Raw genomic sequence first — 22375 nt, 5'->3', positions numbered from 1 at the left:
ATCGGGAATTCCGTCAGGAGGAGGTTCGGGAAACAGGTGCAGGGGCAGGCGCGGCGTCCGTTTCGGCGACCACGAACGACACCGCATAGTCGCGTTCGTCGCTGACCGTCACGCGCGCCGTGATGCCGCGCGCGGCCAGCCAGTCGGCCAACTCGCCCGACGCGACCACATACGGCTCGCCGCTCGGATGGTTGAGCGTCTGCAGTGCGCGCCACGTCATCGGCCAGTGCATGCCGAGCCCGATCGCCTTCGAGAACGCTTCCTTCGCGGAGAAGCGCGTCGCGAGAAACGCGATGCCGCGCGCCTCGGAGCGGGCGCGGCGCGCATGGAACACGCGCAGCTCGTCGGGACCCAGCACCTTCTCGGCAAACCGGCCGCCCGTGCGTTCGAGCACGGCCGCGACGCGGCTCACCTGGGCGATGTCGGTGCCGATGCCGTAGATCGCCATGCCGGTACCTTCAGCGCGCGGCGCCGTGCAGCGCGGCGACGCGGGCGGCGACCATGATCGCCTTCATCTCGCGCACCGCGTTGTCCCAGCCCGCGAAGATCGCGTGCGCGACGATCGCGTGGCCGATGTTCAGCTCGACGATGCCGTCGATCGCGGCGATCTGCTGCACGTTCGTGTAATGCAGCCCGTGCCCCGCATTGACCTTCAGGCCAAGCTGCGAACCGGCCTGCACGCCCGCGACGATGCGCTCGTACTCGCGCTGCTGTTCGGCTTCGTCGTGCGCTTCGGCGTAGCGGCCCGTGTGCAGCTCGATCACCGGCGCGCCCGCTTCGTGCGCGGCGCGGATCTGCGTCTCGTCCGGATCGATGAACAGCGACACGCGCACGCCGACGTCGGCCAGCTGCTTGCACGCCGCACGCACGGCCTCGAAGTGGCCGGCGACGTCGAGACCGCCTTCGGTCGTCAGTTCCTCGCGCTTCTCCGGCACGAGGCACGCGTCGTGCGGACGCACCTCGCATGCGATGTCGAGCATCTCGGCCGTCACCGCGCATTCGAGGTTCATGCGCGTCTTCAGCAACGGGCGCAGCTTGCGCACGTCCGCGTCGACGATGTGGCGACGATCCTCGCGCAGGTGCAGCGTGATCGCATCCGCACCGGCCTCTTCGGCGGCGAGCGCCGCACGGATCGGATCGGGATAGGTCGTGCCGCGCACATTGCGCAGCGTCGCGACGTGGTCGATGTTCACGCCGAGGTCGATGGCGGTGGGCGTTGTCAGGAAGAAGCTCATAGGTTTTGCAGGTCGATCAGGATCTGACGCGTGGCAAGCGGCGTACCGCCGAGATAGGTGTTCAGCAGGAAGCGCATCAGCGTCTTGCTTTGCGCGACCGTCTGGGCTCGATGGTAATCGTCCTGCTCCATGTCGAGCAACGTCTGTCCGGCGATCACCGGCCAGTGCGACGGCACGTCGTCGTCCGCATTGCGCACGCCGCGCTCGGGATCGAACACGTAGCGGCGATCGGGCTCGACCGCGCGGCGCGCGACCGTGCGGTTCAGCGCCATCGCGTAGCCGGTCTCGCGCAACAGCACGCGCTCGAACGAGCGCAGCACCTGCACCGCGGGTTCGCCGTGCGCGAGGCGCGTGAGCGTCAGCACATAGTGATTGAACAGCGGCGGCTGCGGATCCTCGCGCGCGCAGAATTTCACGAGCAGCTCGTTCGCGTAGAAACCGCACAGCAACCCGTCGCCGCCGAGCGGCAGCATGCCGCCGACCCACTCGGCGCCCGTCAGCGTGCGCACTTCGGATTTGCCGGACCACGACAGCAGCAACGGCTGGAACGTCTGCAGCACGCCGCGCAGCGCGGAGTGCGGGCGCTTCGCGCCCTTCGCGACGAGCGCGAGCCGGCCGTGATCGCGCGTCAGCACGTCGACGATCAGGCTCGTTTCGCGATACGGATAGCTGTGCAGCACGAACGCCGGCTGCTCGGCGACGCGGAAATCGGACGTGCGAGACGTCGCGCGCCGCGCCTTGCGCGGCGGTTCGGGCGGCGCCGGCAGCGGCGCGTCGTTCGCGCCGGCCGTCACCGCGTCTTCAGTCGACGTCAGCGCGTCATTCGTACCCATAGGCGCGCAGTCCGGCCTCGTTGTCGGCCCAGCCGCTCCTCACCTTCACGAAGGTCTCGAGGTACACGGGGCCGTCGAACAGCTTCTCCATGTCCATCCGCGCCTCGGTGCTGATCTGCTTGAGCTTCTCGCCCTTCTTGCCGATCACCATCGCCTTGTGCGAATCGCGTTCGACGAGGATCGTCGCGAAGATGCGCTTCAGCCGCCCTTCCTCCTCGAACTTGTCGATCACGACGGTGCTCGTGTACGGCAGCTCGTCGCCGGTCCAGCGGAACACCTTCTCGCGCAGGATTTCAGCCGCGAGGAAGCGCGAGCTGCGGTCGGTCAGTTCGTCCTCGCCGTAGATCGGCGCGCCTTCCGGCAGGTACGGCTTGATCGTCTCGAGCAGGCGCTTGATGTCGTCCGGCTGCTGCGCCGACAGCGGCACGAGCTCGGCGAATTCGCGCAGCGCGTTCATTTTCTGCATGAACGGATACAGCGTGGCCTTGTCGGCCACACGGTCGATCTTGTTCGTGATCAGCAGCGTCGGCATGCCGGGCGGGATCAGGTCGAGCACCTTCTGGTCGTCGGGACCGAAACGGCCGGCCTCGATCACGAACAGGATCACGTCGACCGACGTCAGCGTCGACGTGACCGCGCGGTTCAGCGAACGGTTCAGCGCGGTGCTGTGACGGGTCTGGAAACCCGGTGTGTCGACGAACACGAATTGCGCGTCGTCGAACGTGTTGATGCCGGTGATGCGGTGGCGCGTCGTCTGCGCCTTGCGCGACGTGATGCTGATCTTCTGGCCGACGAGTGCGTTCATCAACGTCGACTTGCCGACGTTCGGGCGGCCCACGATCGCGATCATGCCGCAACGGAAACCGGTAGGAGCGGGAGTGTTCATATCGTTTGGGAGACAGGTTCGGAAACGGCCGCGCGGCGCGCGGCACGATCGCTGGGCAATTCAGTGGTCGGCATCGGCCACGCGCGCCTGCGCGGCAGCGAGGCTCGCGCCGCCCGGCGGCGTCTCGGCGTCCGGTGCCGCGGCGTCGCGCGCACGCGCGGGCGGGCGCGCAGCGGGGTCGGAACCGGCGGAAGACTTGTCGGCGGACGAGGATGCCGAATCGGCCTGGCCGGCCGGCTTGTCGGTCACACGCGGCGTGGCCTCGACGGGCTTTTCCGCGGCCTTGTCGGGCCGCTCGGCCGGCTTGTCAGCCGCCTTGTCGGTCGCCGGCTTCGCCGCGCGTTCGCCCTTGTCGGCGGCCGTCTCGACATGCGCCGCGCGAATCGCGGCCATCGGCGCGACGGCCGGCTCGGCGCCGGTCGCGGCGGTTGCCGGCACCCCACCGGCGGCCGCCCTGGCCTCACGTGCAGCCGCCCGTTCCTTCCGCTCTGGCGAGCGCAGATCGAGCGCTTCCTGCACGCCCTTCACGCCCGGCACGATTTCAGGTTCGACATGCTTCGACCCGCGCGCGTTTTTCGAACGTTTCGGCTTCGCGGCCAGCATCGGCGCGGCGGCCATCACTTCGTCGAGCGCCTTCTTCGCGGCGGCCTGCTCGGCCGCGCGCCGGCTCGCGCCGGAACCCGAGACCTTCACGTCCAGCTTCGGCACCGTGCATTCGACCTCGAACTGCTGATTGTGCGCCGCACCATGCGTCGCGACGACCGTGTAGGTCGGCAGCGCGATCTTGTGCCCCTGCAGGTACTCCTGCAGCAGCGTCTTCGCGTCCTTGCCGAGGGTGCGCGGATCGATGTGGTCGAGAATCGGGATGTAGAGGCGCTTGATGACCCCTTGGGCGGCTTCGAAGCCGCCATCGAGGAACACGGCCCCGATGATGGCTTCGAACGCGTCCGCGAGGATCGACGGCCGACGGAACCCGCCGCTGCGCAGTTCGCCCTCGCCCAGCCGCAGGCCGTCCGAGATATTCAGGGCCTGAGCAATTTCGTACAGCGACTGCTGTTTGACGAGGTTGGCGCGTACGCGCGACAGGTCACCTTCGTCCAGCTTGCCGAAACGCTGGAACAAAAGGGCGGCCACCGCGCAATTCAGAACGGAATCGCCGAGAAACTCGAGCCGTTCGTTGTGCGTGGCACTGTGACTGCGATGGGTCAAAGCCTGGCGCAACAATTCCGCATTGCGAAATTCGTAGCGCAGCCGGCTTTCCAACTGGGATGAGGGCATGTGCAGGAGTATAACGCGGGCGCCGGGCGGGCCGAAACGGCACGGTCGGACACGAAAAGGCGTGACGAGGCGGTGTTACCGCCGGTTCTTAAAGTAGTTCGGCAATACGCGACGCGGCCCGTGCGTCGCGTATTGCGTGCGAGTCGACTGCGATCAGTTGAAGGAACCGATGCGCTTCAGGTCGCCGAAGTTCATCCAGATGAAGAACGCGCGGCCGACGATGTTCTGGTCCGGCACGAAACCCCAGTAGCGGCTGTCCGCACTGTTGTCGCGGTTGTCGCCCATCATGAAGTAGTGACCGGGCGGCACCTTGCAGATCACGCCGCGGCTGTTGTACGTGCAGTTGTCGCGATACGGATAGTCGTAGGCGCCCATCACGAACGGCGGCACGGCCGGGTTGTTGAGGATCGCGTTCTTCTTGTTGCCGATCGTTTCTTCGAACTGCTTCGCGTAATTCTGGCGCTCGTCGTCGAAGAAATCCGGCAGCGGCGTTTCGGGCACCGGCTGGCCGTTGATCGTGAGCTGCTTGTCCTGGTACGCGACCGTGTCGCCCGGCAGGCCGATCACGCGCTTGATGTAGTCGACCGACTCGTCCTTCGGATAACGGAACACGACGACGTCGCCGCGCGACAGCGGGCTGCCCTGCGTGATCTTCGTGTTCGTGACCGGCAGGCGCAGCCCGTATTCGAACTTGTTGACGAGGATGAAATCGCCGACGAGCAGCGTCGGCACCATCGAGCCCGACGGAATCTTGAACGGCTCGACGACGAACGAACGCACGACGAACACCGCGAGAATCACCGGGAAGAAGCTCGCGGTGTACTCGAGCCACCACGGCTGGCGCAGCTTTTCGTCACGCAGCTTCGAACGCGTCTGCACCGCGTTTTCATCCGCGAAACGCTTGTCGATGCGCGACTGCTGGCGATCGAACTCCTCGATCGCCGAGTCGGCCGCCTTGCGTCGCCGCGGCAGGAACACCAGTTTGTCCAGCACCCACGCTACGCCCGTCACGATGACGAGCACAAAAAGAATCAGCGCAAAATTCATGAAAGGATCAGCCCTGTTATTTGTCTTCGACGCGCAAGATCGCAAGGAACGCTTCCTGCGGGATCTCGACCGAACCCACCTGCTTCATCCGTTTCTTGCCTTCTTTCTGCTTCTCGAGCAGTTTCTTCTTCCGCGTGATGTCGCCGCCGTAACACTTCGCGAGCACGTTCTTGCGGAGCGCCTTGATGTTCTCACGCGCGACGATGTGCGCGCCGATCGCGGCCTGGATCGCCACGTCGTACATCTGGCGCGGGATGATCTCGCGCATCTTCGCGGCCACCTCGCGGCCGCGGTATTGCGACTGCGACCGGTGCACGATGATCGACAGCGCATCGACCTTGTCGCCGTTGATCAGCATGTCGACCTTCACGACGTCCGACGAACGGTATTCCTTGAACTCGTAGTCCATCGACGCATAGCCGCGCGACACCGACTTCAGGCGATCGAAGAAGTCGAGCACGATCTCGGCCATCGGGATCTCGTACGTGAGCTGCACCTGGCGGCCGTGATACTGCATGTTGATCTGCGAGCCGCGCTTCTGCTCGCACAGCGTGATCACCGAGCCGACGTAGTCCTGCGGCATGTACAGGTTCACGGTGACGATCGGCTCGCGGACTTCGCCGATGCGGCCCGGTTCCGGCATCTTCGCCGGGTTCTCGACCATGATCGTCGAGCCGTCGCTCTGCACGACCTCGTAGACGACCGTCGGCGCGGTCGTGATGAGGTCCATGTCGAACTCGCGCTCGAGCCGCTCCTGCACGATTTCCATGTGCAGCAGCCCGAGGAAGCCGCAGCGGAAACCGAAGCCGAGTGCCTGCGACACTTCCGGCTCGTACTGCAGCGACGCGTCGTTCAGCTTCAGCTTCTCGAGCGACTCGCGCAGCGCGTCGTACTGGTTCGCCTCGACCGGATACAGGCCCGCGAACACCTGCGGCTTCACTTCCTTGAAGCCCGGCAGCGGTTCGGCCGCGGCCTTGGTCGCGTGCGTGACGGTGTCGCCGACCTTCGCGGCCGTCAGTTCCTTGATGCCGGCGATGATGAAGCCCACCTGCCCTGCCGACAGCGAGTCGAGATTGCGCGACTTCGGCGTGAACACGCCGACGTGCTCGACCGGATACTGCGCGCCGGTCGCCATCATCTTGATCTTGTCCTTCGGACGCAGCGTGCCGTTGACGATACGCACGAGCATCACGACGCCGACGTAGTTGTCGAACCACGAATCGATGATCAGCGCCTGCAGCGGCGCGGCCGGATCGCCCTTCGGCGGCGGCACCTTCGCGATCAGCGACTCGAGCACGTCTTCGACGCCGAGCCCCGTCTTCGCGCTGCAGCGCGTCGCATCGGTCGCGTCGATGCCGATCACGTCCTCGATCTCCTCGATCGCGTTCTCGGGGTTCGCCGCCGGCAGGTCGATCTTGTTCAGCACGGGCACGACCTCGACGCCGAGCTCGATCGCCGTGTAGCAGTTCGCGACCGTCTGCGCCTCGACGCCCTGGCTGGCATCGACCACCAGCAGCGCGCCTTCGCACGCGGACAGCGAACGGCTGACTTCGTACGAGAAGTCGACGTGCCCCGGCGTGTCGATCAGGTTCAGGTTGTAGACCTTGCCGTCGCGCGCGCGATAGGACAATGCCGCCGTCTGTGCCTTGATCGTGATGCCGCGCTCGCGCTCGATATCCATCGAGTCGAGCACCTGCGCTTCCATTTCACGGTCGGCGAGACCGCCGCATACCTGGATGATGCGATCCGCGAGCGTCGACTTGCCATGGTCGATGTGCGCGATGATCGAGAAATTGCGAATATGATCCATTCAGTGCCGATCAAGCGAAAAAGGCGCGCTCGACGACTGCGGAGCACGCCTTGTGTAAGTCGGTGAAAAAACGGCTTATTTTAGCCGAAAAGGCTTACGACGGGCGGGATTTCGGACGCCGGGCCGCGCCCCGCGCAAAGCGACGCCGGCCGGCAGCTGGCCGGCCTCAGCGCCGGGCCGCCAGCGCGTCGCGCACCCGCGCGTCGTCGAACCGGTGGCGGCACACTTCCGCACCGTCCAGCATCAGCACGGGCACGTCCTCGTCATAACGGGCGACCAGCGCCGCATCGGTATCGATGTCGACGTAATCGACCGCCACGCCGAATTCGGCCGCCACCGGCGCCAGTGCGTCGCGCATGTCGTCGCACAGGTGGCACCAGCCGCGGCCGTAGAGCGTGAACATCGGCGCGTTACTTCTGCTGGCGCGGCCGCACGGGCACGAACTGCGTGTTGTCGCCACGCCGCACGAGCACCGCGACCGCCTTCTGCGGATCGAGCTGCGCCGTCACGTCGGCGAACTGCTTCGCGCTCGTGATGTCGGTGTCACCGACGCGCAGCACGATGTCGCCGCGCTGCAGGCCCGCACGGGCGGCCGGACCGTCGACGCCGTCGATCTGCACGCCACCCTTCAGCTTCAGCGTCTTCAGCTGGTCGGCCGTCAGGTCGCTGACCGTCAGGCCGAGCGAATTGGTCTGGCGCGGTTTCTGCGGCGTGTTCTTGCGCTGCTCGGCCTTCGCCGTCGATTCGGCCGGCGTCTCCGCGATCGTGATCGGCAGATCGCGTGCCTGACCCTTGCGCCACACGCTGACCGTCGCCTTCGTGCCGGGCTTCGTGTCCCCGACCATGCGCGGCAGGTCCGACGCCGCGTCGACCGAACGGCCGTTGAACTTCAGGATAATGTCGCCCGGCTGGATGCCCGCCTTGTCGGCCGGGCCGCCCGGCTCGACGCTGCTGACGAGCGCGCCTTCGGCCTTCGGCAGCCCGATCGAATCGGCCACGTCCTTCGTCACCTCGCCGATCGCGACCGCGATCCGGCCGCGCGTGACCTTGCCGGTCGCCTTCAGCTGGTCGGCCACGCGCATCGCTTCGTCGATCGGAATCGCGAACGAGATGCCCATGAAGCCACCGGTACGGCTGTAGATCTGCGAGTTGATGCCGATCACCTCGCCCTGCATGTTGATCAGCGGGCCGCCCGAGTTGCCGGGGTTCACGGCGACGTCGGTCTGGATGAACGGCAGGTAGTCGCCCGTGTTGCGGCTCTTCGAGCTGACGATGCCGGCCGTCACCGTGTTGTCGAGGCCGAACGGCGAACCGATCGCGACGACCCACTCGCCGACGCGCACCTTGTTCGAATCGCCGACCGCGACGACCGGCAGGTTCGATGCCTGGATCTTGACGACCGCGACGTCCGTGCGATCGTCGACGCCGATCAGCTTCGCCTTGAATTCGCGCTTGTCGGTCAGCGTTACGTAGATGGTGTCCGCATCGTCGACGACGTGCGCATTGGTCATCACGTAACCGTCGGCCGACACGATGAAGCCCGAGCCCACCCCGCGGTTCTGCTCGGTGTCGGGCGGATTGTCCGGCGCCGGCGCGTTCTTCGGGTTGCTGCCGTTGCCGCCGCCGTTGCCGGGCGCCTGCGGCAGCGGAATGCCGAAGAAGCGCCGGAAGAATTCCGACATGTCGCCGTTGTCGAACCCCGGCGGGAGCATGCCGCGCGGGCCGCTGTTCGTCGGCACGTTGGCGGTGGTCCGGATGTTCACGACGGCCGGTCCGACCTTTTCGACGAGGTCGGCGAAGTCGGGCAGGCTGGCGGCGGGAGCCGTCACTGCGAACGCGGTATGCGGCACGAGCGGCAGGCAGGCAGACAACGCCGCCGCCGCGAGCCATTTGCGCAGCGTGAGTTTCATCATGTCGGAAGCCGTAGCGTTACTTGGAAGCCTTGTATTCTATGGCAGACGCGAACTGCTGCAACGTCGCCGGCGGCACTTCGCCGAGCACGGTGATCCAGTAGTCGCCGCGGCGCTTCACGAGAACGTTCGTCGCGCCCGTACTGCCCGCGCCTTCCTTGCGCGTATTCTTTTCGGCCGGCTCGATGAAAACCGAGATCGTCGCGAGGCCGTCGGTGAAGACGGCCTGATCGACCGGAATCGGCGGCTCGCCCGCGTCGCGCGCAGCCATCGGCCGGCGCACTTCACGAATCTTCTGGAAGCCGGCCACGCTCGGTGCAAGCTGCCAGCCCTGCGCTTCCATGTCGACCGTCGCGACCGGCGGGCGCACGACCGTCCAGCCGCTCAGGTTGCGCATGCCGGCCGCGATCGCGGCCTTGTCGCCGCTCGCGCCGCCCGTCTGCAACTGGGAGAACGCAATCTGTTCGAGCACGTGATCGTTCGCATCGAGCGTCTGCGAACGCAGCAGCAGCCCGGTGCGCGCGTCGGCCCACAGCTTGTACGTGAAGCGGTATGCATCCTTCGGCACGAGCTCGACGACCTGCGCGTCGATCCCGGCCACGCGGTCCTTGCCGAGCGACTTCGCGTCGTAGACGGACATCACGTGCTCGCCGCTCGCGCCGAGCAGCGCGGGGAACGAATCGCGCGTCTGACGGCGCTCGACCACGCACAGCTTGCGCTCGGGCACGAACGTGTACAGCTCGTCGTTGTGCCGCAGCAGCTTGCGCGGCTTGCCGTCGAGCGTCTCGATCCGCTCGAATTCGCCGTCGCGGGACGCGACGTGCGCGATGCGCGACGACTGGACATACCCGCCGCGCTGGTAGACGAACGTGCCTTCGTAGCTCTGCTGCTGCGCCGCCTGCTGGACGCGGTCGAGCCAGTCCGCGGCGCCCTTGCGGGTCGCGACGGGATCGTCCGGTTGCTGGGCGCTGGCAGGAAGGGATTGAACGGACAACAGGGCGGCTGCGCAAAGCAGGAGGGCCGGCAGCCGCTTCCATCCGGAGATGGTGTGATTCAACTGCAATGTCCGCATCGGGTTTATTGGCCTGGCGTGGTGGTCACGGCTGCGCGGATCAGCGGCATCGAACCCGTGACGACGGGCTGCTGCGCGAATTGCTGGTGCGCTTCAAGATATTGGTCGAGGCTCGCGTCGCGAATGATGTTGACGTCCTGCAGGCCCGGCTGGGCCGATGCCTGCGCCACCGTCACGCGCTGCAGGTTGCCGCCTTGCTGCGCACCGGCCGACGCGACCTGGACGGCGCCCGGGGCACCGGCCGTCTGCATCTGCGGGACGACGATCCACGTCAGCGTGGCTGCCGCGGCCGCGACCGCGAACGCGGGCACGACGCGCCGGCGCAGCGACAGCAGCTTGCGCGCGACCGGCGCGGCCGCCGGCGCGAGCAGGTGCGGCTCGCTTTCGAGCGCAGCCGACATGCGCGCGGTGAACGCGACGCTCAGCGCGGGCGACAGCGCGAGCTCGTCCGAGCGCAGCGCATCGCCGATCAGGTGGTAATGGGCCCACGCAGCGCGATCCGCGCGGTCGAGCTCAGCCAGAAACTGCCCGTGTTCCGGGCCATCGAACATTTCGCCGTCGACCAGCGCGGAAAGGCGCTCGCCGCGCGAGCACGCTTGCGATTGCGTATTGACCGACCCCATGATGCTCCCCATCTTGCACACCCCGTCGTGACTTCACGACTCTAACCGTAACTAGACCCCGACCCGCGTCGTTCCGCCCCTGGCGCTTACCAGCGCTTGCCTTCGGGCGTATCGAGCAGCGGACGCAATTTGGCAGCGATTGCTTCGCGCGCACGGAAGATCCGCGACCGGACCGTCCCGATCGGACAGCCCATCATTTCCGCGATCTCTTCGTAGCTCAGGCCCTCGATCTCGCGCAGCGTGATTGCCTGGCGCAGTTCCTCGGGCAGCAGAGCCATTGCAGCGTTGACCGTCTCGGCAATCTGCTTGCTCATCAACATCGACTCAGGCGTGTTGATATCCCTTAGTTGGTCTGCATCGGAGAAAGTTTCCGCTTCCTCCGCATCGGCCTCGGTCGAAGTCGGCGCCCGGCGGCCTTGCGTCGCAAGGTAGTTCTTCGCCGTGTTGACGGCAATTCGGTACAACCACGTATAGAACGCCGATTCGCCGCGAAATTGCGGCAGCGCACGATACGCCTTGATGAACGCGTCCTGGGCCACATCCTCGACCTCGGCGGGATCCCGCACGAGGCGCGAGATCAGCCGAATGATCTTCCGGTGGTATTTGGAGACCAGGAGTTCGAACGCCGCCTTGTCGCCCTTCTGTACGCGCTCGACCAGAGCCTGATCGATTTCTTTTTCACTCACCTGACAAATCCGTTAACTAGGGATGCAACGCGGAGCGTTATTGTAGCGTTCCGGCGCCGGCCGCTGGTTACGGTCCGTAACCATGCCACCGTCATGCCCGCCCCGCCGCGCCCGCGGTTCTCGCCAGCACGGACAGCGCGCTGAACGATGCCGCGTCGAGCGCATCGGCCGGAATCAGCAGCGGCCGGGCCCGCCGGGCGCCCTGCCCGACCGACAGCACCAGCAGCAGGCTGCTCCAGTGCGCATGGCCCGTCACGCGGCCGCGGGCCAGCAACCGCCCGGTGCGGCCAAACGCCGCAATCTCCCCGAACGCATCGATCCGCAGCTCGGCTGGCAACCGGCGGGCGCAAGCCCGCGCCGCGCATACGGCCAGCAGGGCGGCCGTCACGGCCGACACGCCTGCGCCGGCGGCAGCGCCCGCGCGCGGCGCCCAGAACAGGTATGCCGACGCGGCAGCCGACGCGACGAATGCGGCCAGCAGGAGATACGACACGGCCGAGGCCCGCAACGCAAAGCGCTGCGGACGCCCGGCCGGAGCATCGAATGGACTCGTCAAGCGATTCGACGTCAGACGCGCTTGAACACCAGCGTGCCGTTGGTCCCGCCGAAGCCGAAGTTGTTCTTCACGGCGACGTCGATCTTCATGTCACGCGCGGTGTTCGCGCAGTAATCGAGATCGCACTCGGGATCCTGGTTGAAGATGTTGATGGTCGGCGGCGACACGTTGTTGTGCAGCGCCAGCACCGTGAACACCGATTCGAGGCCGCCCGCGCCACCCAGCAGGTGGCCCGTCATCGACTTCGTGGAGTTGACCACCATCTTGTACGCGTGCTCGCCGAAGGCCGCCTTCACCGCGTCGGACTCGTTCTTGTCGCCCAGCGGCGTCGACGTGCCATGCGCGTTCAGGTACTGGACCTCGTCGGGGTTCACGCCGGCGTCGCGCAGTGCCGCGACCATGCAGCGGCGCGGGCCGTCCATGTTCGGCGCGGTCATGTGGTACGCGTCGCCCGTCATGCCGAAGCCCGAGACTTCCGCGTAGATCTTCGCGCCGCGCGCCTTCGCTGCCTCGTACTCCTCGAGCACCATCACGCCGGAACCCTCGCCCAGCACGAAGCCGTCGCGGTCCTTGTCCCACGGACGCGACGCGGTAGCCGGATCGTCGTTGCGGGTCGACAGCGCGCGTGCCGCCGCGAAACCGCCGATGCCGAGCGGCGACACCGTCGATTCGGCGCCGCCCGCGACCATCACGTCGGCGTCGCCGGCCTGGATCAGGCGCGCGGCGAGGCCGATGCTGTGCAGGCCGGTCGTGCAGGCCGTCACGGCCGCGAGGTTCGGGCCCTTCAGGCCGAACATGATGCTCAGGTGGCCCGAGATCATGTTGATGATCGAACCCGGCACGAAGAACGGCGAAATCCGGCGCGCGCCGCGATCGACGTAGGTCTGGTGCGTATCTTCGATCATCGGCAGGCCGCCGATGCCGGAACCGACCAGCACGCCGATGCGTTCCGCATTGGCTTCAGTCACTTCCAGCCCGCTGTCCCGGAAAGCCTGGACACCGGCGGCGATGCCGTAATGGATGAACGTATCCATGTTCCGGGCTTCCTTCGCCGGGATGTACTCCTCGGCGCTGAAACCCTTCACTTCGCCCGCGAAATGGCAGGCGAGGTTCGACGCATCGAACTTCGTGACGGTGGCGATACCGGACTTGCCGGCGACGAGATTGGCCCAGCCGTCGGCAACACTATTGCCAACAGGCGAAATCAGCCCCAGGCCTGTAACGACAACACGACGGCGGCTCACGGTAACCTCTTTTCCATTATTGGATGACAAAAACAAAAGCCACAGTGGCCACAGGAACCAGCCCTGCGAGCCCTGTGGCTGTTAGTCCGTCCGGCGCGAAGCCGGCAGGATGGCGCGTCAATCGCGAAGATCGCGGCGACGTGGCGGACAAGCGCGAAAGGCGCTTACGCCTTGACGTTTGCGCGAGCGTAGTCGATCGCTTGCTGAACGGTCGTGATCTTCTCTGCTTCTTCGTCCGGGATTTCCATGCCGAACTCGTCTTCCAGAGCCATCACCAGTTCGACCGTGTCGAGCGAGTCGGCGCCCAGATCGTTCACGAACGAAGCTTCGTTCTTGATCTCGGCTTCCGCGACGCCCAGTTGTTCAGCGACGATCTTCTTGACACGTTGTTCGATGTTGTCCATTACCCCTCCGAGGGAAAGTTCAGATTTACAAGTGCGCGCATTTTATCAGGTTTGCTGACGCCAAAACGCGCGTTGGCTTGATGGTCGATCAAGCGCCGATCCGCCTGAAAATCGGGATACGGCGCGGATGGTAAACGAAAACCGTTACGACATGTACATGCCGCCGTTCACGTGCAGCGTCGTGCCGGTGATATAACCGGCCTGCGGCGATGCGAGGAACGCGACGGCATGGGCGATGTCTTCCGGGCTGCCGAGGCGGCCGAGCGGAATCTGGGTCTTGAGCGCGGCCTGCTGTTCTTCCGGCAGCGTCTTCGTCATGTCGGTATCGATGAAGCCCGGCGCGACGCAGTTCACGGTGATGCCGCGGCTGCCGATCTCGCGCGCGAGCGCACGCGTCATGCCCGCCACGCCGGCCTTCGCGGCCGCGTAGTTGACCTGGCCCGGGTTGCCGGCCGAACCGACCACCGACGTGATGTTGATGATACGGCCGCCGCGCGCCTTCATCATCGGGCGCAGCACCGCGCGCGACAGGCGGAACACCGACTTCAGGTTGGTGTCGATCACCGCGTCCCAGTCCTCGTCCTTCATCCGCATCGCGAGCTGGTCCTGCGTGATGCCCGCGTTGTTGACGAGCAAGTTCAGCGCGCCGAATTCCTTCACGGTCGCATCGATCAGTGCCTCGGCGGCGGCTGCGTCGTTGACGTTCAGCACCGCGCCGCGGCCCGTGACGCCCGCTTCCGCGAATGCCGCGGTGATCGCGGCGGCGCCCGCTTCGCTCGTCGCCGTGCCGATCACCGTCGCGCCCAGGCGCGCGAGTTCGAGCGCGATCGAACGGCCGATGCCGCGCGACGCGCCGGTCACGATCGCGACCTGTTTATCGAGAGTCTTGTCCATGAATCGAATATCCGTTTCTTGGGAAAAGGCGCCGCGTCAGGCGGTCACCAGCTTGAGCGCTTCGTCGAGCGACGCCGGATCGAACACCGACGCACCCGTCAGGTTGCCGTCGATGCGCTTCGTCAGGCCGGCGAGCACCTTGCCCGGACCGCATTCGATCACGTGCGTGACGCCGGTACCGGCGATGTGCTGCACGCACTCGACCCAGCGCACCGGGCCGGCGGCCTGGCGCACCAGCGCGTCCTTGATCGCGGCCGGATCGCTGATCACGGCCACGTCGATGTTGTTCACGACCGGAATCTGCGGCGCCTTCACGTCGACGTTCGCGAGATAGTCGCGCAGCTGGTCCGACGCCGGCTTGAGCAGCGACGAATGGAACGGCGCCGACACCGGCAGCGGCAGCGCGCGCTTCGCGCCCTTCGCCTTCGCAATCTCGCATGCCTTTTCGACCGCGGCCTTGCTGCCGGCGATCACGACCTGCGCGGGCGCATTGAAGTTCACCGCTTCGACGACGCCCGCTTCCGCGGCCTCGGCGCACACCGCGCGCACCGTGTCGTCGTCGAGGCCCAGGATCGCGGCCATGCCGCCCTGGCCGACCGGCACGGCCGTCTGCATCGCCTGCGCACGGAAGCGCACGAGCGGCACGGCGTCCTTGAACGCGAGCGCACCCGCGGCGACGAGCGCCGTATATTCACCGAGGCTGTGGCCGGCGACGATCGACGGCGCCGGGCCGCCTGCCTGCTGCCACGCGCGGTAGCACGCATAGGCGGCCGTCAGCATCACGGGCTGCGTATTGGTGGTCAGGTTCAGCTCTTCGGCCGGGCCTTCGGCGATCAGCTTGCCGAGATCCTGATTGAGTGCATCGGACGCTTCCTGAAGCGTCTCGCGCACGACGGCCAGATCGGCGAATGCGTTGAGCATGCCGATCGCCTGCGAGCCCTGCCCCGGAAAAACGAATGCAAATTTCATATCGTCCCCAATTGAATCGATTCGGACGGCGCGCACGAGCGGCGCGCCGATGGGATCCGCGCGCAGCTGTCGCGCGCCGCGGATCAGAAGCGGAAGACCGACGCGCCCCAGGTGAAGCCGCCGCCGACGCCTTCGATCAGCACGTGCTGGCCACGCTGGATGCGACCGTCGCGCACCGCGGTGTCGAGCGCCAGCGGGATCGACGCGGCCGACGTGTTGCCGTGCTGGTCGACCGTCACGACCATGCGCTCCTGCGGCAGGCCGAGCTTGCGGCAGGTGCTGGTCATGATGCGGATGTTGGCCTGGTGCGGAATCAGCCAGTCGATCTGCTCGGGCGCGAGATTCGCCTTCGCGAGCGCCTCGATCGCGACCTTTTCGAGCACGTTGACCGCGAGCTTGAACACGGCCTGCCCGTCCATGTACAGGAACGCGCTGCCCTCGATCACGCCGCGGTTGACGTTACCCGGCGTGCAGAGGATGTGCGAATAGCTGCCGTCCGCATGCAGCGCGCTGCCGAGCACGCCCGGCTCTTCCGAGGCGGACAGGATCACCGCGCCCGCGCCGTCGCCGAACAGCACGCAGGTCGTGCGGTCCTTGAAGTCGAGAATGCGCGAGAACGTCTCCGCACCGACCACGAGCGCCGTACGGTGCTGGCCGCTGCGGATGAAGCTGTCGGCCGTCGCCATGGCATATGCGAAGCCCGAACACACGGCCTGCACGTCGAATGCCGCGCCGCCGTTCTTGATGCCGAGCTTGTTCTGCAGCAGGCACGCGGTGCTCGGGAACACGAAATCGGGGGTCGAAGTCGCGACGATGATCAGGTCGATCGACTGCGGATCGACACCGGCCGCCTCGATCGCACGACGCGACGCCTCGAGCGCGAGATCGCTCGTCGTGACGTCCGGTGCGGCGAAATGGCGCGCATGGATGCCCGTGCGCGCAACGATCCATTCATCGCTCGTCTCGATGCCTTCCTTCGCAAGACGATCGGCCAGCTGCTGGTTCGTGACGCGGTCGGGCGGCAGGTAGCTGCCCGTGCCGAGCACGCGGGAATAGAGAGTCGATTGGGCCATTTATGCTTTAGAGGATTGCGCAGCGGAAGGTTCGGCGTGATGGCCTGCGGCCGGGCTTGCCTGGCCCGCGCCGCCCGCGTCGTGTTCGCCGTCGCCGAGCGACACCGAATTATCCGCCATCGCGCGCGCGAGGCGCTCCAGCACGCCGTTTTTGACGGCATCATACCCGCGTTTGATCGCCCACTCAAACGCGTAGGCGTCGGCCGAACCGTGGCTCTTGATCACGAGGCTCTTCAGCCCCAGCAGCGCCGCGCCGTTGTACTGGCGATGGTCGACGCGCTTCTTGAAACGCATCAGCACCGGCAGCGCGAGCAGCGCCATCAGCTTCGACATCAGCGAACGGCCGAACTCCTCGCGGATGATGTCGGACAGCATCTGCGCGAGCCCTTCCGACGTCTTCAGCGCGACGTTGCCGACGAAGCCGTCGCACACGATCACGTCGACGGTGCCCTTGTAGATGTCGTTGCCTTCCACGTTGCCGCGGAAATTGAGCGTGCTGGCGCGCAGCAGTTCGCCTGCGCGCTTGATCGTCTCGTTGCCCTTGATGACCTCTTCGCCGATGTTCAGCAGGCCGATCGTCGGGCGCTCCTTGCCTTCGAGCGCGGCCACCAGCGCGTGCCCCATCTCCGCGAACTGCAGCAGGTGCTGCGGCTCGCAGTCGACGTTCGCACCGAGGTCCAGCATCATCGTATAGCCGGTCGGGTTCGGCAGCGCGAACGCGATCGCGGGCCGCTCGATGCCGGGCAGCGTCTTGAGTACGTAACGGGAAACCGCCATCAGCGCGCCGGTATTGCCGGCGGAGATACAGGCCTGCGCCGCGCCATCCTTGACGTGGTTGAGCGCGACACGCATCGAAGAATCCTTCTTCTTGCGCAGCGCCACTTCGACAGGGTCGTCCATCGCCACGACTTCGGTGGCGGGAACGATGGTCAGCGCGGGATCGTCGAGGGCTTTCAGCTTCTTCAGCTGAGCGCGAATCGCGCTTTCGATGCCGACGAGCATCAGGTGCGCATCGGGATGCGCGCGGACGAACTTGACTGCCGCGGGAACGGTCACGGACGGGCCGTGGTCGCCTCCCATGCAATCGATAGTGAGCTTTACGGTCATGGAATGCGACGAATTTCAGGCACAAAAAAGCGGCAGTTGAATGCCGCCTTTTTGTTGCGCCAGGAAAGTGTCAAGCGAACCAGTTGTCACGCGAACGGCGAGCGTAGCGCGCAACGCGTGACTTGACGCTTAGTCGTTCTTCGTCTTGACGACTTTCTTGCCGCGATAGTAGCCGTTCGGGCTGACGTGGTGACGCAGATGCACTTCACCCGTGCTCGGCTCGACTGCCAGCGGCGCTGCCGTCAGGAAATCGTGCGAACGATGCATGCCGCGCTTCGACGGCGACTTCTTGTTTTGCTGGACTGCCATGACTAACTCCTAAATAATTTTCCGGATTCTAACACAGCCCGATCCGGCGCTTAACTACCCTGGCCCAAAGCCCTTACGCCTTCCCGCGCCACAACTGCTTAGTGTTTCTTGGTGCCGTCACCGTCCTTCTTCAACGCTTGCAGCGCTGCGAACGGATTCGGCCGTTTGCCTTCGTCCCCGGCTTCGTCGGACTCCTCGTCCGTCTCTTCCGCGGGACCGCTCGCACCCGACACGAGGCTTTCGTGGACTGCCGGGCAAACCTCGTGCTTGGGCACGAGCGGCAACGAAAGCAGCAATTCCTCTTCGATCAAGTCGACGAGATCGAACTGGCGTGAGCCCACGATCACATCGGCTTCATCGTCGTCGAGCGGAAATTCTTCAGCTTCTTCTTCGGTCGCGACGACCCGGTACGTCATGTCGACGTCGAACGTCTGGTCGTACGGGGTCATGCAGCGCTGGCACGTGAGCCAAGCATGGCCATGCACCGCGAGGCGCAGGTACGGCTGCTGCCCATCGGCGCCGTCGTCCTGCAATTCCTTCTGCGTGAACCCTTCCGCCTGCCAGGTGAAGACCGTGTCGCGATCTGGCGCGTCCGCCGGCACTTCGTTTAACATGCGCGGCAGTTGCGAGAGGCGCACCGCTCCTGCTGCCTGCCGCCCGCTGCGGGCGAACTCGAACAGGTCGACCGCGTGCGGATCAAGCGCCGCCGCAGGTTTGCCAGAAGAAGTGTTCATGTGCGCTCCTGCCTACAGGCTGACTTGCGAATCCGGCTTGGTACCGCTCGCGTACGGCTCATCCGCGGATGACGTACTTTACTTCCGAAGACCCGGCAGGCGCCATCACTACGAAAGCCTGCCGACGAAAAGCGGGAAAGCATACCTGTTTTACCTTTTGCGGTCAATCACTTAAGCTTGCGTCCGCGCAACGCCGCGCCACACCTGAAGACTCACCGATCCAACCGACCATGCCGGATACCGTTTGCCGCCCGCCGCGGCTGATTCTCGCCTCCAGTTCCCGTTACCGCCGCGCGCTCCTCGAGCGCCTCGGCGTGCCGTTCGACGTCGTGTCGCCCGATCTCGACGAAACCCCGCTCGACGGCGAAACGCCGGCCGCGACCGCGCTGCGCCTCGCCGACGCGAAAGCGCGCGCCGTCGCCGCGACGATCGACGCGCCGGACGGCGTGCTCGTGATCGGGTCAGACCAGGTCGCGACTTTCGACGGCCTGCAGATCGGCAAGCCCGGCACGCACGAGCGCGCCCTCGCGCAACTCGTGTCGATGCAGGGCCGCGCCGTCGAATTCCACAGCGCGCTTTGCCTGTACGACAGCCGCACGGGCGAAGCGCAGGTCGAGGACGTCGTCACGCACGTGCGCTTCCGCTCGCTGCCCGAAGCCGAACTCGACGCGTACCTGCGCGCGGAAACGCCGTACGACGTCGCCGGCAGCGCGAAATCCGAAGGCCTCGGCATCGCGCTGCTCGACGCGATCGACTCCGACGACCCGACCGCGCTCGTCGGCCTGCCGCTGATCGCGCTCACGCGGATGCTGCGCGCCGCCGAATACCCGCTGTTTGCAACCACCCGTGGAGACCGCGCATGACCGCCGGCACGCTTTACCTCGTCCCGAACACGCTCGGCGAAGGCGACGAATCGATGCTCGCCGCCGTGCTGCCCGCTGCCGTCCAGGCACGCGCCGGCACGCTCGGCTATTACATCGGCGAGAACGCAAAAACGACGCGCGCGTTCCTGAAGAAGATCGGCACGACGCGCCCGATCCAGGAAATCGAGATCAGCGAACTGAACGTCAATACGCCGGCCGGCGCCATCGACCGGCTGCTCGCGCCCATCCTGGCCGGCGCGGACGCCGGCCTCGTGTCGGAGGCCGGCTGCCCGGCCGTCGCCGATCCCGGTGCGCTGCTGGTGCGCCGCGCGCACGAGCGCGGCGTGAAGGTCGTGCCGCTCGTCGGGCCGAGTTCGATCCTGCTCGCATTGATGGCGTCGGGCCTGAACGGCCAGAGCTTCGCGTTCAACGGCTACCTGCCGGTCGATGCGGCCGCGCGTGCGAAGCGCCTGCGCGAACTTGAGCAACTGTCACGCAAGGCGCGCCAGACGCAGATCTTCATCGAAACGCCGTACCGGAATCACGCGATGCTCGACACGCTGGTCGCGACCTGCGCACCGTCGACGCAGATCTGCGTCGCGGCCGACCTGACCCTCGCGACCGAGACGATCGCGAGCCGCACCGTGGCCGACTGGAAAAAGGCGCCTGCGCCGAATCTGCACAAGCGCCCGGCGATCTTCCTGCTGCTCGCCAACTGACGCCGCGCCCGGCGACCGGACAACTGGAAGGCGGGCCATCGCGGCCCGCCGCCATCGGTCAGCGCAGGCTGACCGACGCGCCGCCGGACGTCAGCGCCTTCATCGCGGCGCCACCGACGGCCGCGCCGAACTTGCGCGCGACACGGTTCGTCAGGCTTTCCTTCACCGTGTAATCGACGAGATCCGGTGCCTTCAGCACGTCGCGCGCGACCGTGTCGGTCGTGCCGTAGCCGTCGGCAAGCCCGAGCTCGACGCTCTTCTCGCCCGTCCAGAACAGGCCCGAGAACATGTCGGGGGTTTCGTGCAGCCGCTTGCCGCGGCCGTCCTTCACGGCCTTGATGAACTGCGCGTGCACCTGGTCGAGCAGCGCCTGCGCGTGCGCATCCATCTTCGGCGTTTCCGGCGAGAACGGATCGTAGAAGCCCTTGTTTTCACCTGACGTATGCAGGCGGCGCTCGACACCGAGCTTGCCCATCAGCCCGGTGAAACCGAAACCGTCCATCAGCACGCCAATCGACCCGACGATGCTCGCCTTGTCGACGAAGATCTTGTCGGCCGCGGCCGCGATGTAATAGCCGCCCGAGGCACACATGTCGGTCACGACGACGTACAGCGGCTTGTCCGGATGCTTCGCGCGCAGCCGCCGGATCTCGTCGTAAACCATGCCGGCCTGCACGGGGCTGCCGCCCGGGCTGTTGATCCGCAGCACGACGCCGACCGTGCCGTCGTCGTCGAACGCGGCGCCGAGCGCCGTGTTGATGTCGTCGGCGTTCGCGTTGACGCCGGCCGCGATCTCGCCGTCGATCGTCACGAGCGCCGTATGCCGCCCGCTCGACGAAAACTTCGAATCGCTCGAGAAATCGATCAGCGCGAACGCGAACAGCACGAACACGCCGAGGAACGCGAAGCGGAAGAAGATTTTCCAGCGCCGCGCCGCACGCTGCTCCTTGACGGCCGCGAGCGCGATCCGCTCGAGCGCCGCGCGCTCCCAGCTCGGTTCACGGTTGTCGGGACGGGAGGAGGAATCCGGGGAATTCGGTTGGTCGGCCATGCAGTGGTGTCGTCAGTCGGTCGTGGCAGGAGTGGCCGGATGCAGGTCGGCATCCGGCACCCAGAATACCGCACGGCCGTCGGGCGTGTCGCGTTCGTCGACCTCGACCGGCCGCAGGCGGCCGCCGCGGCACGGCCCGCCGACGCACTTGCCGGTATCCGGCGCGTAGATTGCGCCGTGCGTCGCGCACATCAGGTAAAGGCCCGACGACTCGAAGAACTGCCCTTCGGCCCAGTCGAGCTCCATCGGCACGTGCGCGCAGCGGTTCAGGTACCCGTAGGCGCGCCCTTCGTAGCGCACGAAGAACACGACGGCCTGCTCGCCGCGCAGCGTCGCGTCGACGCGCACGCCGGCGCCGCCGTCGCTCAGCGCGTCCGATGCGCATACGCGCACGGCGTCCGGCACCGTGCTCATGCGTACTCCCTCAGCCATTCGGCCAGCGCGCCGACATCAGGCGCGACGAAGCGCGGCGCGAGCGCCGCCAGCGCATCGGCCGTATGCGCGCCGTACGCGACGCCGACGCCGGCCGCACCGGCGCTCGCGGCCATCTGCAGGTCGTGCGTCGTGTCGCCGATCATCACGGTGCGCGCGAGGTCCTGCCCCAATTCCCGCGACAACTCGTGCAGCATCGCCGGGTGCGGCTTCGAGAACGTCTCGTCCGCGCAGCGCGTCGCGTCGAACACGCTCGTCAGCTTCGACTGGTCGAGCACGCGATTCAGCCCCACCCGCCCCTTGCCGGTCGCCACCGCGAGCAGGTAGCCCGTGTCGCGCAGTTCGGCGAGCAGTTCGCGCACGCCGGCGAACAGCTCGATGCGCTGGTCGTCGAGCAGATAGTGATAGCGGTAGCGCTCGGCCAGCCGCGCATAATCGGACGGATCGAGGGTCGGAGCGGTAATCTGCAGCGCATCGCGCAGGCCGAGGCCGATCACGTAGCGCGACGCCTCGTCGGACGGCGTGGGCAGGCCGAGATCGCGGCATGCCGCCTGGATGCTGTGCGCGATGTGCGCAGTCGAATCCATCAGCGTGCCGTCCCAGTCGAAGACGATCAGGTCAAATTGCTGTCGAGCCATGC

Annotated in this window: 26 protein-coding genes; 2 read left to right on the top strand and 24 right to left on the bottom strand. The window is 66.4% G+C overall.

Annotated elements, in window-relative coordinates; translation table 11 throughout:
* Nucleotides 1–13: 13 nt before the first annotated feature.
* The 21 genes from acpS to AC5LXX_RS05450 form a co-directional block, all read right to left on the bottom strand.
* Complete coding sequence (gene acpS, locus AC5LXX_RS05550) at nt 14–448, bottom strand: holo-ACP synthase (protein ID WP_174390353.1); 435 nt, start codon at nt 446–448, stop codon at nt 14–16.
* A gap of 10 nt (nt 449–458) precedes the next feature.
* The gene (gene pdxJ / locus AC5LXX_RS05545) at nt 459–1235 is read right to left on the bottom strand and encodes a pyridoxine 5'-phosphate synthase (protein WP_493410742.1); all 777 of its coding nucleotides are present in this window, start codon (nt 1233–1235) and stop codon (nt 459–461) included.
* Nucleotides 1232–2068, bottom strand: a complete 837-nt coding sequence (gene recO, locus AC5LXX_RS05540) for a DNA repair protein RecO (protein WP_124456013.1) — start codon at nt 2066–2068, stop codon at nt 1232–1234. Before recO ends, pdxJ begins: the two co-directional genes overlap by 4 nt.
* The gene (gene era / locus AC5LXX_RS05535) at nt 2055–2954 is read right to left on the bottom strand and encodes a GTPase Era (protein ID WP_124456014.1); all 900 of its coding nucleotides are present in this window, start codon (nt 2952–2954) and stop codon (nt 2055–2057) included. Before era ends, recO begins: the two co-directional genes overlap by 14 nt.
* Before the next feature lie 60 nt (nt 2955–3014).
* On the bottom strand, nt 3015–4232 hold the full coding sequence (gene rnc, locus AC5LXX_RS05530; protein WP_493410741.1) for a ribonuclease III: 1218 nt from the start codon (nt 4230–4232) through the stop codon (nt 3015–3017).
* 153 nt (nt 4233–4385) lie between these two features.
* Nucleotides 4386–5279, bottom strand: a complete 894-nt coding sequence (lepB, locus tag AC5LXX_RS05525) for a signal peptidase I (RefSeq protein WP_124456015.1) — start codon at nt 5277–5279, stop codon at nt 4386–4388.
* Between the two features lie 16 nt (nt 5280–5295).
* On the bottom strand, nt 5296–7089 hold the full coding sequence (gene lepA / locus AC5LXX_RS05520; protein WP_175881902.1) for a translation elongation factor 4: 1794 nt from the start codon (nt 7087–7089) through the stop codon (nt 5296–5298).
* Nucleotides 7090–7255: 166 nt separating this feature from the next.
* A complete protein-coding gene (locus tag AC5LXX_RS05515; RefSeq protein ID WP_124456017.1) occupies nt 7256–7492 on the bottom strand; it encodes a glutaredoxin family protein in 237 nt (78 codons plus the stop codon).
* 7 nt (nt 7493–7499) lie between these two features.
* On the bottom strand, nt 7500–9002 hold the full coding sequence (locus AC5LXX_RS05510) for a DegQ family serine endoprotease (RefSeq protein ID WP_493410740.1): 1503 nt from the start codon (nt 9000–9002) through the stop codon (nt 7500–7502).
* 16 nt (nt 9003–9018) lie between these two features.
* Nucleotides 9019–10071 carry a MucB/RseB C-terminal domain-containing protein gene (locus tag AC5LXX_RS05505; RefSeq protein ID WP_493410739.1) on the bottom strand — a complete coding sequence of 351 codons (1053 nt, stop codon included), beginning with the start codon at nt 10069–10071 and terminating at the stop codon, nt 9019–9021.
* Nucleotides 10072–10076: 5 nt separating this feature from the next.
* Nucleotides 10077–10694 carry a sigma-E factor negative regulatory protein gene (locus tag AC5LXX_RS05500; RefSeq protein WP_124456020.1) on the bottom strand — a complete coding sequence of 206 codons (618 nt, stop codon included), beginning with the start codon at nt 10692–10694 and terminating at the stop codon, nt 10077–10079.
* A gap of 86 nt (nt 10695–10780) precedes the next feature.
* A complete protein-coding gene (rpoE, locus tag AC5LXX_RS05495; protein ID WP_006490873.1) occupies nt 10781–11380 on the bottom strand; it encodes an RNA polymerase sigma factor RpoE in 600 nt (199 codons plus the stop codon).
* A gap of 91 nt (nt 11381–11471) precedes the next feature.
* Complete coding sequence (locus tag AC5LXX_RS05490) at nt 11472–11936, bottom strand: hypothetical protein (RefSeq protein ID WP_124456021.1); 465 nt, start codon at nt 11934–11936, stop codon at nt 11472–11474.
* Nucleotides 11937–11947: 11 nt separating this feature from the next.
* A complete protein-coding gene (fabF, locus tag AC5LXX_RS05485) occupies nt 11948–13180 on the bottom strand; it encodes a beta-ketoacyl-ACP synthase II (RefSeq protein WP_124456022.1) in 1233 nt (410 codons plus the stop codon).
* Nucleotides 13181–13344: 164 nt separating this feature from the next.
* Nucleotides 13345–13584 carry an acyl carrier protein gene (gene acpP / locus AC5LXX_RS05480; RefSeq protein WP_004197638.1) on the bottom strand — a complete coding sequence of 80 codons (240 nt, stop codon included), beginning with the start codon at nt 13582–13584 and terminating at the stop codon, nt 13345–13347.
* 144 nt (nt 13585–13728) lie between these two features.
* Nucleotides 13729–14478: a 3-oxoacyl-ACP reductase FabG gene (fabG, locus tag AC5LXX_RS05475; protein ID WP_493410738.1), complete on the bottom strand. Its 750-nt coding sequence runs from the start codon at nt 14476–14478 to the stop codon at nt 13729–13731.
* A gap of 36 nt (nt 14479–14514) precedes the next feature.
* Nucleotides 14515–15447 (bottom strand): ACP S-malonyltransferase, encoded by a 933-nt coding sequence (gene fabD, locus AC5LXX_RS05470; RefSeq protein ID WP_493383772.1) that lies wholly within the window; start codon nt 15445–15447, stop codon nt 14515–14517.
* Between the two features lie 83 nt (nt 15448–15530).
* Nucleotides 15531–16520, bottom strand: coding sequence for a beta-ketoacyl-ACP synthase III (locus AC5LXX_RS05465; RefSeq protein ID WP_124456025.1), 990 nt, complete (start codon nt 16518–16520; stop codon nt 15531–15533).
* The gene (plsX, locus tag AC5LXX_RS05460; RefSeq protein WP_493402635.1) at nt 16521–17627 is read right to left on the bottom strand and encodes a phosphate acyltransferase PlsX; all 1107 of its coding nucleotides are present in this window, start codon (nt 17625–17627) and stop codon (nt 16521–16523) included. It abuts the gene before it with no gap.
* A 129-nt stretch (nt 17628–17756) separates the two neighbouring features.
* The gene (rpmF, locus tag AC5LXX_RS05455; protein ID WP_006051932.1) at nt 17757–17936 is read right to left on the bottom strand and encodes a 50S ribosomal protein L32; all 180 of its coding nucleotides are present in this window, start codon (nt 17934–17936) and stop codon (nt 17757–17759) included.
* 98 nt (nt 17937–18034) lie between these two features.
* Complete coding sequence (locus AC5LXX_RS05450; RefSeq protein WP_069620558.1) at nt 18035–18670, bottom strand: YceD family protein; 636 nt, start codon at nt 18668–18670, stop codon at nt 18035–18037.
* A 230-nt stretch (nt 18671–18900) separates the two neighbouring features.
* On the opposite strand from AC5LXX_RS05450, the gene AC5LXX_RS05445 reads away from it, so the two are divergent.
* Nucleotides 18901–19533, top strand: a complete 633-nt coding sequence (locus tag AC5LXX_RS05445) for a Maf-like protein (RefSeq protein WP_493410737.1) — start codon at nt 18901–18903, stop codon at nt 19531–19533.
* A complete protein-coding gene (locus tag AC5LXX_RS05440) occupies nt 19530–20252 on the top strand; it encodes an SAM-dependent methyltransferase (RefSeq protein WP_043181959.1) in 723 nt (240 codons plus the stop codon). Before AC5LXX_RS05445 ends, AC5LXX_RS05440 begins: the two co-directional genes overlap by 4 nt.
* A 58-nt stretch (nt 20253–20310) precedes the next feature.
* Here AC5LXX_RS05440 and AC5LXX_RS05435 read toward each other — a convergent pair whose 3' ends face one another.
* Genes AC5LXX_RS05435 through AC5LXX_RS05425 form a run of 3 tightly spaced genes read right to left on the bottom strand, consistent with a single transcriptional unit; the run spans nt 20311 to nt 22373 of the window.
* Entirely contained in the window at nt 20311–21303 is a 993-nt protein-coding gene (locus tag AC5LXX_RS05435) for a S49 family peptidase (protein WP_493410736.1), read from the bottom strand.
* A 12-nt stretch (nt 21304–21315) separates the two neighbouring features.
* Nucleotides 21316–21717 (bottom strand): Rieske (2Fe-2S) protein, encoded by a 402-nt coding sequence (locus AC5LXX_RS05430; RefSeq protein ID WP_493410735.1) that lies wholly within the window; start codon nt 21715–21717, stop codon nt 21316–21318.
* Nucleotides 21714–22373, bottom strand: coding sequence for an HAD-IA family hydrolase (locus tag AC5LXX_RS05425; protein WP_493410734.1), 660 nt, complete (start codon nt 22371–22373; stop codon nt 21714–21716). The genes AC5LXX_RS05430 and AC5LXX_RS05425 overlap by 4 nt, the downstream gene beginning before the upstream one ends.
* Nucleotides 22374–22375: the final 2 nt, after the last annotated feature.

It is taken from the genome of Burkholderia torrens (assembly GCF_984668525.1).
The sequence above is the reverse complement of the archived record's forward strand: the minus strand, read 5'-3'. Positions and strand labels throughout refer to the sequence as shown.